The sequence below is a fragment of the Pleurocapsa sp. PCC 7319 genome, assembly GCF_000332195.1.
GTDB lineage: Bacteria > Cyanobacteriota > Cyanobacteriia > Cyanobacteriales > Xenococcaceae > Waterburya.
In genome coordinates, this window is the sequence record NZ_KB235922.1 from 2,533,527 (window position 1) to 2,553,839 (window position 20,313).

Genomic DNA, 20,313 nt, shown 5'->3' on the forward strand with positions numbered 1-20,313 from the left:
ATAGCTTTTTAAGTTACTAGCAGTTAACCTACTGCTTCGAGATTAATAGGAAAATATGTTAAATGAAATCCAACAAAAGTAATATTTGAAGTCTTGGAAGTAGAAACAGAGACAACGCTAGAATCAGAACTAGAAGATACTGAAATTGTGGGAACTTCTGATTAAGTAATGATAATGGTAATACTACTGCGGGCACTGTCATAAATTTAACAGGAACCGTAGAAAATGATGAAGTTTTTGTAATTGCTGATAATGATGCTGATGCAGTAATTCTAGCCGAAACAGATTTTACTAGTACTAGTAGTTTTTTTAATGGTGACGATGCGATCGCTGATAGAACGTTACTAAAGTATAGTGATAAGGATTACTACTATTTCCATCAGCTTCAATCCATCAATTAAAAAACTCCAGTTTACAAATTGGAGTTTTTTAATCTAAATTGATTTGTCTTAAAAACATTCAATTTTTATTTACTAGTTTTTATCCAGATTGTTGAGCATAGATTTCACATGACTTAGATAACTTTTATCGTTGAGGGTGTCTTCTGACAACCTACCCGCTGAGACAGCAGTTTCAACTAAATCATGAGCATCTATTTTTTTGGACTTGACTGCAGCAAGAAATCTACCACCAGAAGGAATACCTTGGTCAATAAATCGACCTTGATAACTACCAGTCACTAGATTATAAGGGTTGATTTTTACAACATTGCGTGCTTCTCGACTGTTAATAGTCACTTTTTCTTGGGCTAATAAAGGTGAAGAAATTCCTAAAGTAGCTATCATTGATATTGCAATAACTAAAACACGTTTCATAATTTTTCCTCTTGATAAATTAGTATTAAATCAAGCTTTTTCTTGATTCATTTACCATATTCATTTGAGCTACTGAGATGACGATGAAGAGGACTTGAAAAAACAATATATAATTCCTTGAAAAAATCCAATCAATAATTCAGCAAATATTAATTAAGTAAAGATATAATCTTAGATGTTTACGTTATTGAGTAAATTTGATTATTGTTTCTGCAACGGTAAAGATTAAGATTCTTTAATTTGTTTGTATTTATTTTAGGATATTTTACCTAATATTATCAGATATCCCAATTAAAACAGGGTAACTAAAAATTTGTGATCAGATTTCAATTTTTGCTTACTCAAAAATGACTAAGTCCTATTACGAGAAATTACAATCTATTATTCTGGATGCCTTAAAGAGTTAATCTCGATCATAAGTAAGTAATTAATTTGTGCTTAATTGACTAATAAATATCTAGACACGTAACTATTATCTCGGACATTTTTGACCAGCTATTTTGTTGTCTAGAAGCCAGAAGCTAACAGCTAAGAGTTTTATGAAGCACAAAAGTATGTCTTAACTAAAATAAAATTTTTACTTTGGGGTTAAAATATGAGTAAAAATGGCATCAAGAACATTCGTAATGTGGCAATTGTCGGACCATACTCCAGCGGAAAAACCACGTTACTAGAAAGTATTTTATTTGTTACTAATGCAATTACCCGTAAAGGTAATATCAAAGACGGTAATACTGTAAGTGATAGTTCCGCTGAAGCACGCGATCGCAGTATGAGTGTGGAATTATCAGTTGCTAGTACTAAATATCAAGAGATTGATTTTACTTTTTTAGATTGTCCAGGCTCAGTAGAATTTACTCAAGAAACCTATAATGCTTTGGTTGGTGCCGGAACTGTGATCATCGTTTGCGAACCGGTAATCGAAAAAGTTTTAACTTTAGCACCCTTATTTAAATTTCTGGATGATTGGGAAATTCCCCACTTAGTATTTATAAATAAAATTGACCGTAGCTCCTACGGTTATATGGAAATTATTCAGGCTCTTAAGCAAGTTTCTAGTCGCCCCTTAATTCCTCAACAATACCCTATTCATCAAAATGATCAGTGTCTTGGGTATATCGATTTAGTAACTGAACAGGCTTATCACTATCATTCTAATAGCCCTGCTGACCAAGTGCCATTCCCTGAGGATTTGGCAGAAGCAGAACACGCTGCACGCCAGGAAATGTTGGAAACTCTGGCAGATTATGACGATCATCTTTTAGAAGAATTAATTGAAGAAATTGAACCACCCCAATCGGAAATACTTAAAGATCTTAAGCAAGAATTAAGTGCTGATTTAATTGTTCCTGTATTCTTTGGCATGGCAGAACATGATTATGGAGTGCGTCCCCTGCTCGATGCTTTAGTCAAAGAAGCACCTTCTCCTGAGATTACGGCAGAACGTCGTGGTCTGAAAACCGACGGAACTGGGGATACGATTGTTCAAGTCTTAAAGACATATTTTACTTCCCAAGGTGGGCGTTTATCTCTAGTTAGAGTTTGGCAAGGAGAGCTAACTGATGGCATGACCCTAAATGGAGAGAGAACCGGGGGAATGTATCACTTAATGGGTCAACAACAACAACCGATTAACCGAGCATCTGTAGGAAGTATAGTTGCACTTGGTCGTTTGGAAGTAGCCAAGACTGGAGATACCCTAACTAATTCGACCAAATCGATTTCACCACTGCCCCAAGCAGATAAACTATCACCCGTATACGCACTAGCAATCACTCCAGAAAACCGCAAAGATGAAGTTAAACTTAGCAGTGCTTTAGGCAAACTTTTAGACGAAGATCCTTCTCTACATTGGGAACAGCATGGTGATACCCGAGAAGTCATTTTATGGGGACAGGGAGAAGTACATCTTCAAGTTACCTTAGATCGTCTACGACGCAAGTATAGCTTGCCTATGAGTACCCATCTACCTCAAGTACCCTATAAAGAAACTATTCGTCGTTCAACCAATTCCCATGGTCGATACAAACATCAAAGTGGCGGACATGGCGCATTTGGAGATGTTTATTTGGATATTAAACCTTTGTCTCGTGGCGAAGGTTTTCAGTTTCATCAAACTATTGTGGGTGGAGTAGTTCCCAAACAGTATATTCCCGGTGTCGAAACTGGAGTCCGAGAATATCTCAAAAATGGTCCTTTAGGGTTCCCTGTAGTTGATGTTGACGTGACCCTTACTGATGGTTCTCATCACTCCGTAGATAGTTCAGAACAAGCTTTTAAACAGGCTGCTCGTATTGCGATGAACGACGGAATGTTGCAGTGTAATCCTGTGTTACTCGAACCAGTTTTATCAATTACCATTTCCGTACCGACTGAATTTACCTCTAAAGCTCTGCAATTAATTACTGGACGAAGAGGACAAATATTAGGTTACGAAAGTGTTTCCGACTGGAAAAATTGGGACAAGGTAATGGGTTATCTACCTCAAGCTGAAATGCATAACTTTATTATTGAGCTGCGATCGCTTACGTTAGGGGTTGGTTTTTTCGACTGGAAATACGATCACCTACAAGAAGTGCCTGATAAACTGGCTAATAATATTTTGACTGTAGCTGAAAGTAACGGTAAAAAATAATCTTCTTAATTATCTTAAATTATAAATTTTTCGGCGGTTGACACTCGGATAATAAAGAGGGCAATCGCCATTATTTTTGGAACATCTCTGAAATTTATGATTACTGATTACTGATTACTGATTGTTGCCAGTGTTTCCTTGGGATAAGTTGTGTAGCAAAGGATTAACCACATTGTTATAGAGTTGTTCAACGCTATCTACTAAAACCTGAGTATCTACATTATTAGTTGTTGGAGTAGTAGTGTTAGCTCTACCTTGAGTAACAGTACTACTAGTAGATGTGCTATTAGTGGACGAGTTGCTATTAACCGAAGTACTGGAAGTAGCAGAATAGCTGCTGTTAGTAATACCAGGATTTCCACTTAAATAGAGATGCTCGATTACTTGTCCTTGATGAACCCTCTTGGTAATTTGCCAACCAGGATTAAGGATTATTTTCATGGCACCATTACTGATACCATTGGTTTTACCAATTACAGTGTTGGGTCGAGAAGGATCTTTATGAAAGGCAACCAACTGTAGTTCACCATTGTTTTCGACGATCTTCATTACATGAGCTACTCGATCATCTTGACCGTTAAGGCGAAGAGTGTAACCGTTGGTATTGTAAATTCGGCGACAGCTATCAGTATGATCGAAATTTAATAGTGATAGATCTACTTGAACAGGAGCTACTCCAGACTCATTCCAGCATTTTTTGCCTCCAGGTATTTGTTCAATAATTTCTAAGCGATGTTCTTTATAACCGAAGGGAACAGCCACCACAGCAAATTGATTTTGATTAACCCGTTGCTCTTGAAAAGAAACTGCCTTGGCTTGAGGAACAGCCATCACAGCAGTACTGGCGATCGCGGATAAAGTTAACAACAATGATTTGAGACGATTATAAGATTTCATTTTAATAAGCCTCTATAAGATAAACATTGATATAAATTTCATTTCTTATTGTCTAATTAGGGAAGAAATCTCTTTTATATGCAGATCTTGATAGTGGTACAAATTAATTTACAACACCAATACGATTGCTAAAGTACTAGAATAAATGCAGTTTCTTAGGAACAGAACCATGAGTAATTGGATTATCAAGGCAGCTCTATTTTTAATTGGAGTGATATCTTTGAATTCGGCTAGTAGTATAGTTCAAGCTCAGCAAATTCCATCAGGAGACTTAGGTAATACTACTCCCAATTTGCGCCTATCTCCAGGTCAATTGAATAATTTGGAACCAATAAGACAACCAAGTTTTTCCACTGAATCAGGTAGTGGCTCTCAGCAATTTTTCCGACAGGGGAGAGAACAGCTTTTCTTATTACCTGAAGAAAAGTCAGAACCTATTTTAAAACTTGATAAAACTATTGAAGCCGAGGGTCTAAATTATCAAGATCTACAACCTCAAAGACTTGATTCCGATAACTGACTTCTTATATTAGTCATGGTATTAGTTATGGAATCATTGACACGGATAAAAAACTCCCAAGCTAATAATTTTGAGAAAAGCTTGGGGAAAGATCATTGGATCTAAAACAAATATTTAATCAGAATTGAGTGACTTTTCGCCGATTACCTCAGACCGTTTTGATGAAGGATTGCGCCTTCCCTCGGTAAAAGTTAAGTGGAGGAAGCGATAAAAACTCCACAACGATTAGTTTACTCTGAACTGTCCGAAAACCTGGCGATCGCTCTCCTTCAGTTTCCAGCAATGGGTCACAACGGTATAACTCCCATCCAGTACAATATTCTTTATTCTTTATACTATCTAATATATTATGGGAAATTATTAAGAGCAACTTCTGTCATAAGTTGTATTATTTTAGCGGTTATTTTATTAAATTTTTAATCGTTTTGTTAAAAAAATAGACTTGAAAAATAGATAATTTGAGAGATATAAGCGGAACAATCTTCTCAATCTAAATCTAGATTATAGCTGCGGTAAGATTCTGGATAGTTAATATTATGTTTGCCAAATTAATGTCTAGAGAACGCAACCAGACTCCTAAAGCTGACATTCTTGCCATTGATGACACGCCAGAAAATTTGGCTTTACTATCTCAGATGTTAACCGAAAAAGGCTACAAAGTTAGAAGCGTAACTAAAGGTTCTACAGCCTTGAGAGGTGCCAAAGCTGCTCCTCCAGATTTAATTCTGTTGGATGTCAAGATGCCAGAAATGAATGGCTATGAGGTGTGTCGATATCTAAAAGCAGATGAACGCACTCGCAATATTCCTGTAATCTTCATTAGTGCTTTAGGTGATGTTTTTGATAAAGTGAAAGCTTTTCAAGCTGGTGGTGTGGATTATATTACCAAGCCATTTCAAGTCGAAGAGGTTCTGGCAAGATTAGATACTCATCTGACTATTCGTAATCTACAACTGAAGCTGCAAGCTCAAAATACCCAATTACAGCAAGAAATAGCGGAAAAAACTGCTGCTGAAGATAAATTTGCCAAAGCATTTCGTTCTTGCCCCAATCCGATCGCGATCGCCACTTATGAGTCGGGACATTTACTTGAGGTAAATAAAAGTTTTCTGCAAATGAGTGGTTATTCAGAAGCTGAAGTAATTGGTAAAGATATTAGTCAATACTATTCTTTTTCAGCCTCAGAAAAATATGACCAAGTATTACAAAAATGTCAGACAGAGAATTTCGTTCGTAATCAAGAATTAGAATTTCAGTCGAAATCAGGTCAAATTAAAACTATTCTGCTTTCTCTAGAATTAATTGAATTGGGGGGAACTAAATGCACTCTCCAGATTATGAACGACATTACCGAACGGAAAAGGCTGGAAAACGAATTTATTTCCCTAGTTAGTCACGAGTTGAGAACACCGATGACCTCGACAATTGGTGCTTTAGATTTATTGAATTCTGGTCAGCTTGGTACATTAAGCGATCGCGGTCAACAAATTTTAAAAGTTGCTATACGTAACATAGAACGTCTAATTCGTCTGGTGAACGATATTCTAGATTTAGAACGAATCAAGTCAGGGAAGATTACGATTGAACCAGTAAATTGTGACTTAGTGCCGCTATTAATTCAAGCTACAGAAACAATGCAAGCAATGGCAGAAAAAGCTCAAGTTCAAGTACTACTGGAACCAAGTACCGTTTCTCTGAGACTAGATCCTGATCGTATGTTGCAAACATTAACTAATTTGCTCAGCAACGGAATTAAATTTACTGAACCTGGGGGAATAGTCAAGTTAAAAGCTAGTGTTAATGGCGATCGCTGTCAAATAACTGTTCAAGATACTGGCAGAGGTATCCCCGAAGATAAATTAGAGTCTATATTTGAGCGTTTTCATCAGGTAGATGCTTCCGACTCCCGCAGTAAAGGAGGGACGGGTTTAGGTCTCGCTATCTGTCGTCATATAGTCGAACGACACAACGGTAAGATTTGGGTAGAAAGTGTTTTAGGGAAAGGAAGCACGTTTTATATTAGTTTGCCTCTAAATTAATTGGTTTAATCAGTTATGCAGAGAAAAGAAAAATCGAAACTTTAAATTTTGAAAAATTCTCTAGTTATTCTCGATCGCAGTTTAAATTAGTTACGTTGATTTAAGCTAGGGTGATCAATTAGCATGAGCAAAAAAGTTTTAATTATTGATGATGAGGATGATGTCAAAGAAATAGCTCAAATGGGCTTAGAAATGGCAGCCGATTGGAACGTTATTACGGCGAATTCTGGAAAGGCAGGATTAGAATTAGCAGCAAGTAGCCAACCAGAAGTGATCCTTTTAGATTTAATGATGCCTGACTGGGATGGGCAAGAAACTCTCAAGCATTTAAAAGCCAATCAAAGCACAGTTAAGATCCCTGTAATTTTGATGACTGCCAAAACCAAATCGGCGATCGCCTCAGAGTTAACTGGCTTAGATATAGTTGGTATCATTACAAAACCTTTTCGTCCGCTCCAATTACCTGAGCAAATTGCTGAGATTCTCAATCAATTTGAAGTGAATAAGTAATTCTCAATTCTTTCTGTGTATCAGAGCGTCAAGATTGATTTAATTTACGTCTGAGTTCAAAACAACCTAGCAAAATAAGTGCTATCCCCAAAGGTATTAGAAAACGAATTGCCCGATAAGCTAGAAGTGAGCTGAAAATGCTTGGGGCAGAAATACTTTTGGGCAACAGAAAAATTATTATCGTTTCAAATACACCAATTCCCCCCGGGACGTTGCTCATAATTGAGGTGGACATAGCGAGCAGATAAATACTAAAAAAACTGAAATATGATTTGTCAGGATATTCAGGAATTAAACAATATAATACTGCTGCTGCTAAAGCCCAATCTAAAGAAAAAATAGTAATTTGGCTTAGTGTAGTAGTGAGTTTCGGGAAACAGATGATTTTCCCCTTAATTCTCAGGCATTTTCTACGCCAACAAAAATATAAATAAGTTCCTACAGATAGGAGGGCGATAATTCCCAGGTAACGAATAATTGAGATATTTAGATTAATAAAGCTAGGTAGTTTAAAAGAATTAGTCAAAAAAGTGATTCCACTTAGAGTCAACAATCCTAACCAAAACGTCAAATTACCTAAAGCCGTCACCTTGGCTATATTTCTTCGGGGAACTCTCCACAAGGAGTAAAAACGATAGCGAATTCCTCCACCAATGAGTAAAGTGTAACCAGTAGTGTTGCTCACAGCATAGGTAATAAAAGTTGTAAATAGAATACGCTTAATATTTAAATCATAATTAAGGCAAAGAAAAGCGATGATATCGTAGGTACTAATGATTAAATAGTCAATAATAGTCAAGCAAAAAGCAGAAGATAATTGACTTTTTTCCAGAGTAGAAAAACTATCTAAAATCTCTTTTGGGTTGTAGCGACCCAATTCTTGATTCAGTATGCAGAGAGAAAAAACTAGTAAGCCAACAGCCAGAGTAGGATAAAGAAAACGAGTTAGGCGATCGCGCTTCATTAATAAAGTAATTAGTCATAAATTTTAGCAACTTGATACAACTCGTTCAGGATAATTGGTAAATATACCATCGACTTGTAATTTTCTCATAAGACGAATATCATCAGGCTGATTAACGGTATAAACCCAAACTGGTAAATCTTGTTGATGCACGGAAGTGATTAATTCCTGGGTTACAAAATCCAAACTAGCAATAACTATACTTGCATCTAATTGCTGGGCGATATTTAAATAACCCCAAGGAATACCATAAATTAAAAGACCAATTTTGACAGTAGGACAAATTGACCTAAATTGGTTCAGTTCATAATGGTTAAAAGAGGAAACTACAAAATCTTGTTCCGACCAACCTTGGCTAACATACTCTTGAATCAGGTTAGCAACTAGCTTAGCAGTACTATGTCCCTTTAATTCAATATTAATCATGGCTTGTCGATTTATCGTCTCCAAGACTTCTTGTAAGATAGGAATTTTTTCTCCTTTGCCAGCATCAAGCGATCGCAAATAAGTTAAATTTTTCTGTTCCAGATAGCCAGCCCCATTAGTCGTTCTGGATAAATCGCGATCGTGAATTACAACTAAATTATTTTCTACGTTATGAACATCAATTTCAACCGCATCAACTCCCAAAGCTAGAGCTTTTCTAATTGATCGCAAAGTATTTTCTGGCTCATGTCCCATTGCCCCCCGATGTCCGATACATAACATGATTGATAATTAATAGTGAATAATTGATAATGAACAATTAGCATCTACCTTAGAAAGAAATTAGCTACAGAACTACTATTGTTTGATTTAAAGCAGCTTATTCCACGCCCACCTTTAGGGCTTAAAGCTAAAAATTAAAGGCAAAAACTAGAAACCAGTAAATCTGAACGAAGCTAATTCATAAGAGGCATTATAAATGAGTATTTTAACTCTACAAAATATCAAAAAAGATTTCGGTATTAAAGAAATACTGCGCGATGCTAGCTTTAGCATTGAGCCAAATGACAAAGTAGGCTTAATTGGGGTAAATGGCTCTGGTAAATCTACTCTACTCAAAATGATTGCGGGTATTGAACCGATAGATGGTGGTCAACGCTTGGTTAAATCTGGGGCGCGAATAATTTATTTACCCCAACAGCCAGAAATAGATGAAAATCTGACGGTGATCGATCAGGTATTTGCTGATAGTGGAGAACAAATGAAGCTGGTCAGGGAATACGAAGACTTATCTCACAAGATAGCTCATGCAGTCGATAATAACTTAGACTCCCTTATGGCTCAGCTAGCTAAGGTAACAGAAAAAATGGAATCCGCAGGAGCATGGGAGCTGGAAACCAAAGCCAAGATTATTCTAACTAAGCTGGGTATCGAAGACTTTGATGCTAGGGTAGGGGATCTTTCTGGGGGATACAGGAAACGGATTGCTTTGGCGACAGCTTTGCTCAATGAACCAGATTTGTTATTGATGGATGAACCTACTAACCACCTAGATGCCGAGTCGGTAGAGTGGTTACAGGAATATCTAGCTCGCTTTCAGGGGGCACTTCTACTTATTACTCACGATCGCTACTTTTTAGATCAAGTTACTAATCGGATCTTAGAAATCGACCGTGCCGATTTATACACCTATTCGGGAAATTATTCCTATTATCTGGAAAAAAAAGCTCTACAAGAAGAATCTGCTGCCAGTAGCGAACGCAAACATCAAGGAGTTTTAAGACGAGAATTAGAGTGGCTCAAGCGAGGACCAAAAGCTCGTAGTACTAAGCAAAAAGCCCGCATTGATCGTATTGGCGAAATGCAGGATAAGGAGTTTAAACAAACTCAGGGTAAAGTTGAAATTGATACTCCTGGGAGACGTATTGGGAAAAAAGTCATTGAACTGGAGAATATTTCTAAAGCCTATAACGGACGGACTCTAATTGATGATTTTACCTATGAATTTACTCCCCGCGATCGCATAGGTATTATTGGAGGCAATGGTGTTGGGAAATCTACTCTGATGAATATTATCACCGGGAGAATTGAACCTGATCGGGGTAAGGTCAATATCGGTAAGACGATTCACATTGGTTATTTCGATCAGCATTCGGATACCATTTGGGATGCCTTAAATGAAGAACAACGAGTAATTGATTTTATCAAAGATGTCGCAGCAGTTGTCACCACTGCCGATGGCAATCAAATTAGTGCTTCCCAGATGTTAGAAAAGTTTTTGTTTCCCCCCAGCCAACAATATGCGCCGATTCACAAACTCTCTGGAGGCGAAAAACGCCGTCTGTTTTTATTGCAAGTATTAATGGATGCCCCCAACGTTTTAATTTTAGATGAACCGACCAACGATTTAGATGTGCAGACCTTGGCAATATTAGAAGATTATCTAGAAAACTTTAATGGTTGTGCGATCGCCGTGTCCCACGATCGCTATTTTCTAGATCGAACTGTAGATTTTATCTTGGCGATCGAGCCTGGGGGCAAGATTCGTAGCTATCCAGGCAATTATTCTGTATATTTGGAACACAAAAAGAGAGCTGAAAAACAAGCTAAACAAGAACAGGTTCGAGAACAACCCCAATCTAGTAAACCGAAAAATACTAAAACTGATAAATCAATTTCACAGAAGAATAAACCTTTATCAAATTACGAAAGACGCGAATATGAAAAACTAGAAGTCAAAATTGCTCAAATGGAAACCGATAAGGAAAAATTAGAAAGTAATCTGGCAATTAACTGTAGTGACTTTACTTTAGTACAAGAACTATCCCAACAATTGACAACATTAAATGAAGCAATTGACAATGCTACTGAACGCTGGATGGAACTAGCAGAAAGAGAGTTCTAGGTAGTCCTAAACAAGCAGTTCTCATTTGAATGAGGTACAGTCAATAATCTTGGTTTTTGATTGTTGATTGTTGATTGTTGTCTTCAAAAAGATCAAAGCTTCCAAAGCTGATAATTATCTGAGATTTAGGCTATTTTTTCTTTGGATTCAATTTAGGAAAGTTTCATTTTAAATAGCGGGACTTAAACAATTTTAAAACTTAAAAGAAGTTAAGATGCTGATATAGCGTATTTTTACGTCTCGTCTTTCAGGCGATCGCGATCAAGAAAGATATATTGGAGTAGATATCAAGAAAGTATCCGTCTAATAAATAGTTATAAGCCAAAGAACAAAGTAGGATGAGTACTAAGGTGTCAGATAAAAGTGTATCGATAACAGGCTTTATACAGATCGTTGCATTTTTCACATCCGTTCTAAGTGTTGTAACTGTTTTTGATTATTTACATAGATATATTGAACTATTTTCACATTTCAGGCTGCAGTATTTATTTGCCTCACTGACTTGTACATTTATATTTTTAGTTCTTCAAAAATATAAATTAGTCTTTTTAATGTCTGTAATTGTCGGTCTGAATATGATGTATGTTCTGCCTTGGTATTTTGATTCAGAAGGAGAAACAGCCAAACAATACGCTGTTCAGATAAAAATAATACATAGGGTTTGCTGAATAACTTGACAACCTTGAGCCAATAAAGGTTATAAGGATTTTAGGCGCAGAAAAAAGTTAAGTAAAAATGGCGAAAAACCCCTAAAATTGGTAAAAGACCCTTGCACTTATCTGAGCAAGAACAAATGTACCGTAAAACTAGCCAGTCGGAGCTTACCCCAGAAAATTTTGAATTACCCTTTGAAAGTAAGTTGTCATCAGAAAACCGATGGGTAATTATGGCAGAGTTAATTCCTTGGTCAGATTTTGAGTCAGAATATGCAGAAAATTTCTCAGAAACAATGGGAGCAATAGCCAAACCATTTCGGATGGCATTGGGGGCATTAATTATTAAAGAAAAATTAGGAATAAGCGATAGAGAAACTGTAGAGCAAATAAGGGAAAATCCTTATTTACAGTATTTTCTAGGGATGTCAGACTATAGCAATCAAGCCCCATTTGATGCCTCAATGATGGTTTATTTTAGAGAAAGAATAGACCTGGATTTAGTTAATAAAATCAATATAAAAATGGTAAATAATCTCCGAGAGAAAGAGGAGGAAGAAACAGAAAAAAAAACGAAAAAGAAGAAGTTAAATCAATTAAAAATCAAGGAAAGTTAATATTAGATGCTACTTGCGCTCCTGGGGATATAAGTTATCCCAATGATTTGGGAATATTAAATCAAGCCAGACGACAAACCGAAAAAATTCTAGATTCTCTTTATAAAACTTGTCAAACAAAGAAAGTAAAAAAGCCAAGGACTTATAGAAAGAAAGCGAGAAAAGATTATTTGAAAGTTGCGAAGAAACGTCGTCCATCTCGACAAGAAAGAAGCTCGGCAGTCGCCAAACAATTACAATACATCAAAAGAAATTTATCTCACATAGAGAATTTAGTTAATTCCGAGGCTGATTTAAGTAGTCTATCTCCAAGCCAATATAAAATGTTGTTGGTAGTTACAGAAGTTTATCGTCAACAATTGTGGATGTATGAGAATCAATCCAACAGAATTGACGATAGAATCGTCAGTATAACTCAACCTCATATCCGTCCTATCGTCAGAGGAAAAGCAGGAAAAACTGTGGAATTCGGAGCAAAAATTTCAGTAAGCTGTTTTGACCAATATGTATTTTTAGATCATTTGAGTTGGGATAACTTTAATGAATCAGGGGATTTAAAAACACAAGTAGAAGCCTATAAAAACTTCACTGGCTACTATCCATCCTCAGTTCATGTAGATAAAATTTATCGCAATAGAGAGAATCGAACTTGGTGTAAAGACCGAGGTATTAGAATCAGTGGACCACCATTGGGAAGACCACCTAAAAATGTTAGTAAATCAACTAAAAAACAAGCTAGAGATGATGAAAGATTTCGTAATGCTATTGAGGGAAAATTCGGACAAGCAAAACGACGTTATGGACTTAACTGTATCATGGCAAAACTCTCAAAGACAGCAGAAACTTCTATTGCCGTTACTTTTTTAGTTATCAATCTTTCCACCCTGCTCAGGCAGGTTAGCTGTCTTTTTTTGTCTTTATTTCTGAATACCTATAAATTCGGCTCGATTACTGACTTTTTTATTATTAAAACTGATATTAAAGTCAAATTACTAACATAAAAACTTATTTTTTAAACAAGCTGATTCTTGTCAATTTTTCCGATTACTTTTTCAGCAAACTCTAGCTAGAGTCGATTTTTTCCTTATGAACCCAACTTAGCGACATACCTTTTGATTTCTTCTTGCTCACCTTTCTTGCTCAATTCTTTGATACTTTCTTAACCTACCAATTTCAATCAATATTTAATAATTGCTGTAGCGATTTTTGTACTCGATCACGATCATCTGTTGCCAACTTGCCTATTTTTTTGATTACTAAAGCATCATCCAGAGTAAATAACTTCATTCTGACAATCGATTTGGCTTTTAATCCCGCACTCTCTAAATCTGTTATCGCTTCATCTAATACCCAAGGTGCATGAGTCGCTGTGGTAATCATTGCCATCACACTTTTTTGAGTCCATTTGTTAAATTTCGTCCCATCCGAAATCACTAAAGCTGGACGTTTTTTTGCCGCCGAACTATCTGTAAATGGAAACGGAACCACTACCACCTCAAATTGCTTATAAGTCACTGTATGCTTCCTCATCCGCCTCTGATGACCATTCTCCCAAAGTCGCTGCCACTGACTCTAGATATTCCCAATCTACTGGTGATACTTTCTTCAACACTACCTTTTCATCCTCTATTTCAAAGATTATGCGATCTCCTTTTTCAATTGCTAGTTTTTCTCTTACTGCTTGGGGAATCGTCGCTTGATACTTTTGAGTTACTTTGGAAGTTAGTTTGATTTTAGCTCTGGTCATAACTCATTTTTCTTTACTCAATATCCACTTTAGTTATACCGTATTACCGTATTACTTGAACTGTACTGGGCAATCATCCCTTCGATTTCTTCTTGCTCATTAGACTTTCTCCTCTTTGCCATACTTCTCTAATCGACCAATTTCCACCCATTCTTCAACCATTTCCAGCTTCACCATCTATTGGTCACTTCAACTCGATATAAGAGTAAGACTATCTTTCATCTCCGTCAGTTGAGCGATGCTCATCTCGACTCTATTACTTACACCATACTTTTCTTGGATATAGGCGAGCGCTTTACTTCAGGTAGGAGGTAGTAGGTAGGAGGTAGTAGGTTATTTTTGTTTGAGTTTTTTGGTGATGGCTACTAGAATTTTAATAATTACTTCTATCTCTTCTAACATATCGGAAAATTTGTTTTTTGGAACTAGATCATTTTCAAGCATTAATTCTATCCAATACTTAGTTTCACTGGCTTCTTTTAAAGCTATTAAATACTTGGATAAAAAGTCTTTATCTGATTGAGCATAAACTCCTTCTGATATATTAGCTCCAATACTAGTACCGCTTCTCAAAAACTGTTTTGACAGAATAGCACAAGCACTATTAAAGTGATTTCTTTCATTTATTTCCGAATAAGCCTTTATTACTCTACTAGCAAAGAGTTTAGTTCTTTGTTGAATTGTAATGTTATTATTGTTCACAAATAAAATAGTAAGTGATATTTCTATTTTATCTTGTAGTAGGTAATCAGTACCTACTACCTACTACCTACTACCTACTACTTACTACCTATTCCCTAGCCTAATCTTCTAACCTGGTGAGTTATTTGCTCCTTCAATTCTAAAAACAGATTTTGATTTTGATTTTGATTGAAAATATTTCCCTGCTCTGTCTTCTCTATTTGAGTCAGGCGATTGCGCTCCGCGCAGTGGCAGAGCCAATCGCATTGAGCAGAAGCCAGATAGTTTTCTCTCAGCCATAAAACTTCGGCTGCGGTAATTTTGCCACAGGCGTATAAATTGATTAGCTCTGCCTTGGTACTACAGGCAAACATTCTTTCTACTACTTTTCTCGCTCTGTTTTTGATTGTATATTCGTCTTTGCTCGGATGAGGGTAATCTGACCATGTTAAGGGACGATCTATACCTTCACCAACAGGTATAGCAGTAGGTATAGATTCCTCATTCTGTATGGGTTTAACTCTTGTTTCTCTATTGCCTTCTACAGAGTTTATATTTTCACTATTTACTACTTCTCTTACCTCTAATTTTCTAGTTTGAGAATTAGGTGTAGTAGGTATAGTAGGTATAGACAAGCTTTGCTGTGACTGGCTTTCAGCCTGCAATACCTCTGCTATACCTCCCGAAGGTATAGTCGAAGCCTCCTCCCAAACCACTTGCCTTTTTCCTCGATGTAATTTCTGTCCCACTTTGCGCCAATTTAACATCTGGAGAATATTGGCTACCCGCATTTGTTCTCTACGACCGATCTTATTCAGCTCAAAATCAAATACATCCAGCAGTACTTGTGATATTGATACCCCTGTTCTATGGCGAATATAATCAGCAACGAAACCTGCCCATTCATCTATTATTTGGAAACGAGAATTATTGTTGAGATTTCTTTTTTCCTCTTCTTTTGACAACCACCATGTCTCTCCTTCCCGATATGCCACCACAGCAGAAGCCCATATCGCGTCTCTTTCCTCAAATAATCGTTTGGTGTCTATTTCTTTTTTCTCTACGGGAATAACCCAATAACGTCTGTTTCCTGTTGAATCTACTAAGAAACTCGAATCGTTAACCGAACCCACTATTATTGAGTGACGCAGATAGTCTTTAGTAGTACGTGCATAGGGTTCGCGAAAGGTATCTTTTCGACAACTCAGAAACGCTTTTAAATCCCCTGCCTGTCTTTTGGAAAATATCTTATCTATTTCTCCCCACTCCTGAATCCACGATTTATGCAGGATTAACAAGTCATCTTTATCTTTTCCTGATCTCATCGAATCCCCAAACCATTCTCCTGCCAAGATATCAAAGAATGTTGATTTACCAATCCCTTGTTCTCCCTGAAGCACTAGTGTATTGTCATGCTTGCACCCTGGAGCATAGACTCTCGCTACCGCTGCTATTAATGTCTTCTTCAGAAAAATATCGTAAATCTTATCCGATGTACCAAAAAACCTACTTGATAATGAATTGATATCCGCCAGCTCACAAGAGCGAGAAACTTTATCTAAATATTCAGCTACAGGATTGTAGGCGTTTTCTTCTGCTACTTTTGTACATACATCTATCGCTTTTGTCTTATTTACCTCCAGGCGATCATGTTCTGCCAAATGCAGATAAAACCGCTCTAAATTGAACTGCTTCTCATCCAACTCAATCTGCATTTCTAGTTCGTTCAAGCGTAAGCGATCACTATATTTATCCCTTACATAATCTAGTAGGGCTGCGGTAGCTGTATTTCTTGACTGCATTCTTGACTGCATTTTTGAAGCGTTTTTCTGTGGCGAGATAGATTTGAGCCATTCTTTGTATGGCGTGATATTTTCGATTACTTCTTCTAAGGCTTCGACCCCTTGATTTACTACCAAATCGTCCAGTCCTTTCGTGGCTTCGGTGTATTCCCAAGTTCCAACCCCAACAATACATCCCGCTCTCTGAGCAAGATATCCAATGGTTTTGAGTGCCTCTTGTACCTGGGGTTTGATAATCACATCCGAATCAAACAGTAGATGGATTGCTCTACCATTTGCCAAAAATGGGGCTAGAGTCGGTATCGCCTTTAGCGATCGCTTAACTTTTCCGTTCCAAACTCCCGTTAAACATAAGCCCACCAATCCATTCGCCAACAAACAACCCGCTTTCTTCGCTCCCTCTGTTACTTCGATGGGTATTTGAGGGTTATTATGTATCCATTTCCAAAACCCTTTGTCCAGTCTTGATTCGTCGATATCTTCTGGCAAAATCGGCACATTGTATCTTTTGGCTATCTTTTCCCATGCTGTTTTGTCGGGAATCAACAGAATTACTTCATTTTCCTGTCCTTTGGGAAACGTAAAATACTTTACTGCTTTATCACCATCTGGAAACTGGATTGGTTTATTGGGCTTGAATTGTCCAAATTCTCTTTGTTGTCCCGTTTCTAAATCTACCCCTTTTACGTACCATCCTGGACTCCCCAAATAATTGCTCCAGTTCAGTAACTTGGCAATTTCTTTTTTGTCCTCGATACTCTTGGGATTCAGCTTGACTATCTCTTCTGAAACCCCACTCCCAGCAACCCATTCGCCAGCGTGCTTAGAATCAATGGTTGGTGCAAATGCATTACTCATTCTGCACCAACCATTTCATTCAAGCTATTTTCTTGTTCCTGTGCAAAACCCAAGGTGCAGTATTTCACACCACCTTTTACAATGTAATTAATCATTAGCGTTCCTCCTTATGGAACTAATGTTGTATAAGAGCGGTCGCGCCATTCCGTCCAAAGAATTGCGATCGCTTTTCACATGAAAAAATTACGAAAATTTAGCTTTTCTTTTCATCATTATTTTTTTCGATGATGGAAGAATTTAATTGATTGGTTAATTCTTGTTCAAGAGTTTCCTTCATCATGAACTGAAGTTGTGCGCTCAAAGGTCTGAACTGCTTTTCACAATACTTTTTGAAGTCTTCCAACAAATCTTCAGGAACAGTGATATTTATTCTGGTCATTTTTCCTTTGTATTCAACCATTACTAGAACCATAGCCTTACACATATAGTGTCGCCTATTGATTCTTTTTTACGAAAAACTACATATCAAGTATATACTAAATATTAATTTTGTGTTGACAATACACACTCGGTAAGTATAAAATTGGATAAGAAACCTAGAGTAGATATCAACTCCATCAACACAAAGATTAGAAGACTAATCATTACATCGCCTTCTATAAGACTTGAAATCAAAAAGGAGAGCAGCCACCGTCCAAAGTATCTGCTCTCCTGAACCTCAATCAAATTAAGGTATTTTTATAATGACACAACAATTAACTGTCAAGCCAGTTTCACAGACTCAAACTTGTTCACAATGCTCTCATTTCAATGACTACAACGAGTCAAATGGAAGGGGGTGGTGCCAACTTTTCGGACAACAAGCCAGAAAGCACCATCAAAGAACAAACGATTGCGATCTCTTTGCTGATACCGATCCAATTGATGCTCCTCATCCTGAGTTTGCTATTGACAGCACCGTTAAAGTTATCGATCCTGATGAACACCATACAGAGTGGGCTTCCTTTTCATAGGTAGAAGGTAGGAGGTAGGAGGTAGGAGGTGATTTTTGTTTGAGTTTTTTAGTATTTCTATTGGACGTTGTAGCAGGTCTTGATTACCTACTACCCACTACCTTCTACCCACTACCTGAAGCTAACGCCGAACTCTACCGCAGTACTGAGGCTTATCTCTCTGAACCTAGCTGGTATTACGAATTAGCTGGAATCAACTATGAGCCTAATTTTAAGTCAATTTCGATAGCTGAGAATGATATCTGCGAGGCTAACCAATCTCATCTTATCCGCACCACAGACATCTTTTAACTAATCATTCTTTGGGCAATTGCACTTATCGCAGTTGCCCTACTAGCTTTTGCTACTCACTTCATTACTCGGCTCAACCCATGACTCAACCAACTCAACATTTGATTTCTCTTGAAGTTCGCACTCTTCAACCTCTTGACCCGAACGATCCCGAACCTCAGCATTTCCCTACCATTACTATCTTTCAAGACGAGGAAAACAACTACTTTCTCGCTTCTGGTATGAATGAAATTAAGACCGCCATCCTTAACTCCATTCCTCATCTTTATTCAGACCATCTTTATCCTCTTTTCTTCTATATTCAAATCCTTCCTGGTACTGAATTTCAGGCTTTTCTTTACAAGGTTCGTCATGAAAGTTCTGCCAGAGGAAGACTTTGAACTCAAATTGCTTCTTTTATACTACATATTTCCCTTATGAATCTTCCCACTTCACTTCTCTCTCAATTTGAATCTGAAGTTATTCCTTCCACTCAACTTCCCTTCTGCCAGATTCAAAATCCTCCTAACCTCTCTCTGTGTCAAATTGAACAATTGAATCCTCCTTGGGGCTGGTTTATTCCCGCACAACAAGCTGAATTAGCTGAATTTAATGCTGTTGACGATTGGCAGCCCACCAGATTAACTTTTGGTGAAGATACTTCTAGTCCTCGTTCTGTCGATGGGTTTCTATCAACCCACATTAGAATTGTTGTTCTTCACCAATCCAACATCGAAGTTCAAGAAAAGACTGCTCAGGGTTGGCGTTATCTCGGACAAGCTTATCAACATGGGCAATTAACTAGTTATGGTGAATCTGCATACAGCGATCGCCAAAATTATCGTCTCCGTACCCGCTACTTGGTAATATTCTTGGACGACGATAATCAACTACTACATTCTGTTCCATTTCAAATTGGGATGAATGCTGGTGTTGGTGCTGCTTTTAATACCGAACTTCAACAATTCCGAAAAGAGATTGAAACCATTTTCTTTGCTCAGTTAGGTAAACCTGTGGTTCAATCCCCACCAGTTAAGGACAACTCCTCGAAAAATCAACCCTCTCGGCCTGTACTGTGGTTAGACTTTCCTACAACTCGACTACGACGAGCTCTTAGCCATCAGCTACGACAGCAACAACTTGTCATTGAATCCATTAGCGCAACGAAGCCGATAACCAAACAACCAAACCAACTTATCACAAGAGACCAACGAGCGCACCGCCGTTTATCATGGACACAACGATGGTCAAGAAATTCAATCCTAGATACAGCGGCTCATTGGCGAGTTACTCTCTTTGGAATTTCTTCAGCAATCCTAGATTGGCTCGGCAGTCTCAAACCAAGCCCTGCCTTAATAATTTGAATCTCATTGCGCATCTCGTGGGCGGTCATCCTAATTGTCGCCTAATAGACGGATTCTGGATGATTTTAATTTTTGAGTAAGATAATTAAATAGTTGCCTAAATGGCTGTTGCTTAATTGCCATTTATCTTGTCATGGTCAATTTTTCTTAATGACTGA

General features: G+C 37.4%; 19 protein-coding genes. 10 read left to right on the forward strand and 9 right to left on the reverse strand.

Features of this window, described 5'->3' with window-relative positions; all coding sequences use genetic code 11:
• Window positions 1-473 precede the first annotated feature (473 nt).
• Window positions 474-815: a hypothetical protein gene (locus PLEUR7319_RS0115400; protein WP_019506124.1), complete on the reverse strand. Its 342-nt coding sequence runs from the start codon at window positions 813-815 to the stop codon at window positions 474-476.
• A gap of 595 nt (window positions 816-1,410) precedes the next feature.
• Between PLEUR7319_RS0115400 and PLEUR7319_RS0115405 the strand changes: the two genes are divergently transcribed.
• Window positions 1,411-3,450, forward strand: a complete 2,040-nt coding sequence (locus tag PLEUR7319_RS0115405; RefSeq protein ID WP_019506125.1) for an elongation factor G — start codon at window positions 1,411-1,413, stop codon at window positions 3,448-3,450.
• Window positions 3,451-3,564: 114 nt separating this feature from the next.
• Here the strand turns inward: PLEUR7319_RS0115405 and PLEUR7319_RS35510 are convergent, their stop codons facing one another.
• Window positions 3,565-4,347 (reverse strand): DUF3747 domain-containing protein, encoded by a 783-nt coding sequence (locus PLEUR7319_RS35510; protein ID WP_019506126.1) that lies wholly within the window; start codon window positions 4,345-4,347, stop codon window positions 3,565-3,567.
• 169 nt (window positions 4,348-4,516) lie between these two features.
• On the opposite strand from PLEUR7319_RS35510, the gene PLEUR7319_RS0115415 reads away from it, so the two are divergent.
• The 3 genes from PLEUR7319_RS0115415 (at window position 4,517) to PLEUR7319_RS0115425 (ending at window position 7,416) form a co-directional block, all read left to right on the forward strand.
• Window positions 4,517-4,867: a hypothetical protein gene (locus PLEUR7319_RS0115415; RefSeq protein ID WP_019506127.1), complete on the forward strand. Its 351-nt coding sequence runs from the start codon at window positions 4,517-4,519 to the stop codon at window positions 4,865-4,867.
• Between the two features lie 536 nt (window positions 4,868-5,403).
• Window positions 5,404-6,906 carry an ATP-binding protein gene (locus PLEUR7319_RS0115420; protein WP_019506128.1) on the forward strand — a complete coding sequence of 501 codons (1,503 nt, stop codon included), beginning with the start codon at window positions 5,404-5,406 and terminating at the stop codon, window positions 6,904-6,906.
• A 123-nt stretch (window positions 6,907-7,029) separates the two neighbouring features.
• Window positions 7,030-7,416 carry a response regulator gene (locus PLEUR7319_RS0115425; RefSeq protein WP_019506129.1) on the forward strand — a complete coding sequence of 129 codons (387 nt, stop codon included), beginning with the start codon at window positions 7,030-7,032 and terminating at the stop codon, window positions 7,414-7,416.
• A gap of 28 nt (window positions 7,417-7,444) precedes the next feature.
• Here PLEUR7319_RS0115425 and PLEUR7319_RS0115430 read toward each other — a convergent pair whose 3' ends face one another.
• Complete coding sequence (locus PLEUR7319_RS0115430) at window positions 7,445-8,380, reverse strand: lysylphosphatidylglycerol synthase domain-containing protein (RefSeq protein WP_019506130.1); 936 nt, start codon at window positions 8,378-8,380, stop codon at window positions 7,445-7,447.
• A 24-nt stretch (window positions 8,381-8,404) separates the two neighbouring features.
• The gene (locus PLEUR7319_RS0115435) at window positions 8,405-9,088 is read right to left on the reverse strand and encodes a glycerophosphodiester phosphodiesterase family protein (RefSeq protein WP_026102547.1); all 684 of its coding nucleotides are present in this window, start codon (window positions 9,086-9,088) and stop codon (window positions 8,405-8,407) included.
• A 196-nt stretch (window positions 9,089-9,284) separates the two neighbouring features.
• On the opposite strand from PLEUR7319_RS0115435, the gene PLEUR7319_RS0115440 reads away from it, so the two are divergent.
• Window positions 9,285-11,210: an ABC-F family ATP-binding cassette domain-containing protein gene (locus tag PLEUR7319_RS0115440; RefSeq protein ID WP_019506132.1), complete on the forward strand. Its 1,926-nt coding sequence runs from the start codon at window positions 9,285-9,287 to the stop codon at window positions 11,208-11,210.
• A gap of 793 nt (window positions 11,211-12,003) precedes the next feature.
• Window positions 12,004-13,481 (forward strand): IS5 family transposase gene (locus PLEUR7319_RS38895; protein ID WP_371265370.1). Its coding sequence is split into 2 segments (ribosomal slippage): window positions 12,004-12,435 and window positions 12,438-13,481, totalling 1,476 coding nucleotides; the frame shifts between segments, so codons are not numbered across the junction.
• A gap of 172 nt (window positions 13,482-13,653) precedes the next feature.
• Here PLEUR7319_RS38895 and PLEUR7319_RS0115460 read toward each other — a convergent pair.
• From PLEUR7319_RS0115460 to PLEUR7319_RS35525, 5 genes are all read right to left on the reverse strand, one after another.
• Window positions 13,654-13,995, reverse strand: a complete 342-nt coding sequence (locus PLEUR7319_RS0115460; protein WP_019506134.1) for a type II toxin-antitoxin system PemK/MazF family toxin — start codon at window positions 13,993-13,995, stop codon at window positions 13,654-13,656.
• On the reverse strand, window positions 13,985-14,227 hold the full coding sequence (locus PLEUR7319_RS0115465) for an AbrB/MazE/SpoVT family DNA-binding domain-containing protein (protein ID WP_019506135.1): 243 nt from the start codon (window positions 14,225-14,227) through the stop codon (window positions 13,985-13,987). The genes PLEUR7319_RS0115460 and PLEUR7319_RS0115465 overlap by 11 nt, the downstream gene beginning before the upstream one ends.
• A gap of 333 nt (window positions 14,228-14,560) precedes the next feature.
• Complete coding sequence (locus PLEUR7319_RS0115470) at window positions 14,561-14,929, reverse strand: four helix bundle protein (RefSeq protein WP_019506136.1); 369 nt, start codon at window positions 14,927-14,929, stop codon at window positions 14,561-14,563.
• 95 nt (window positions 14,930-15,024) lie between these two features.
• Entirely contained in the window at window positions 15,025-17,568 is a 2,544-nt protein-coding gene (locus PLEUR7319_RS38190) for a VapE domain-containing protein (protein WP_019506137.1), read from the reverse strand.
• 193 nt (window positions 17,569-17,761) lie between these two features.
• The gene (locus PLEUR7319_RS35525; RefSeq protein WP_083892562.1) at window positions 17,762-17,947 is read right to left on the reverse strand and encodes a hypothetical protein; all 186 of its coding nucleotides are present in this window, start codon (window positions 17,945-17,947) and stop codon (window positions 17,762-17,764) included.
• 304 nt (window positions 17,948-18,251) lie between these two features.
• On the opposite strand from PLEUR7319_RS35525, the gene PLEUR7319_RS35530 reads away from it, so the two are divergent.
• The 4 genes from PLEUR7319_RS35530 to PLEUR7319_RS38195 all read left to right on the forward strand — a co-directional run bounded on the left by PLEUR7319_RS35530 (window position 18,252) and on the right by PLEUR7319_RS38195 (window position 20,155).
• Window positions 18,252-18,521, forward strand: coding sequence for a hypothetical protein (locus PLEUR7319_RS35530; RefSeq protein ID WP_019506140.1), 270 nt, complete (start codon window positions 18,252-18,254; stop codon window positions 18,519-18,521).
• Between the two features lie 60 nt (window positions 18,522-18,581).
• Entirely contained in the window at window positions 18,582-18,812 is a 231-nt protein-coding gene (locus tag PLEUR7319_RS0115495) for a hypothetical protein (protein ID WP_144054318.1), read from the forward strand.
• A gap of 80 nt (window positions 18,813-18,892) precedes the next feature.
• Complete coding sequence (locus PLEUR7319_RS0115500) at window positions 18,893-19,192, forward strand: hypothetical protein (RefSeq protein ID WP_019506142.1); 300 nt, start codon at window positions 18,893-18,895, stop codon at window positions 19,190-19,192.
• 36 nt (window positions 19,193-19,228) lie between these two features.
• Window positions 19,229-20,155, forward strand: a complete 927-nt coding sequence (locus PLEUR7319_RS38195; RefSeq protein ID WP_019506143.1) for a DUF5895 domain-containing protein — start codon at window positions 19,229-19,231, stop codon at window positions 20,153-20,155.
• Window positions 20,156-20,313 lie beyond the last annotated feature (158 nt).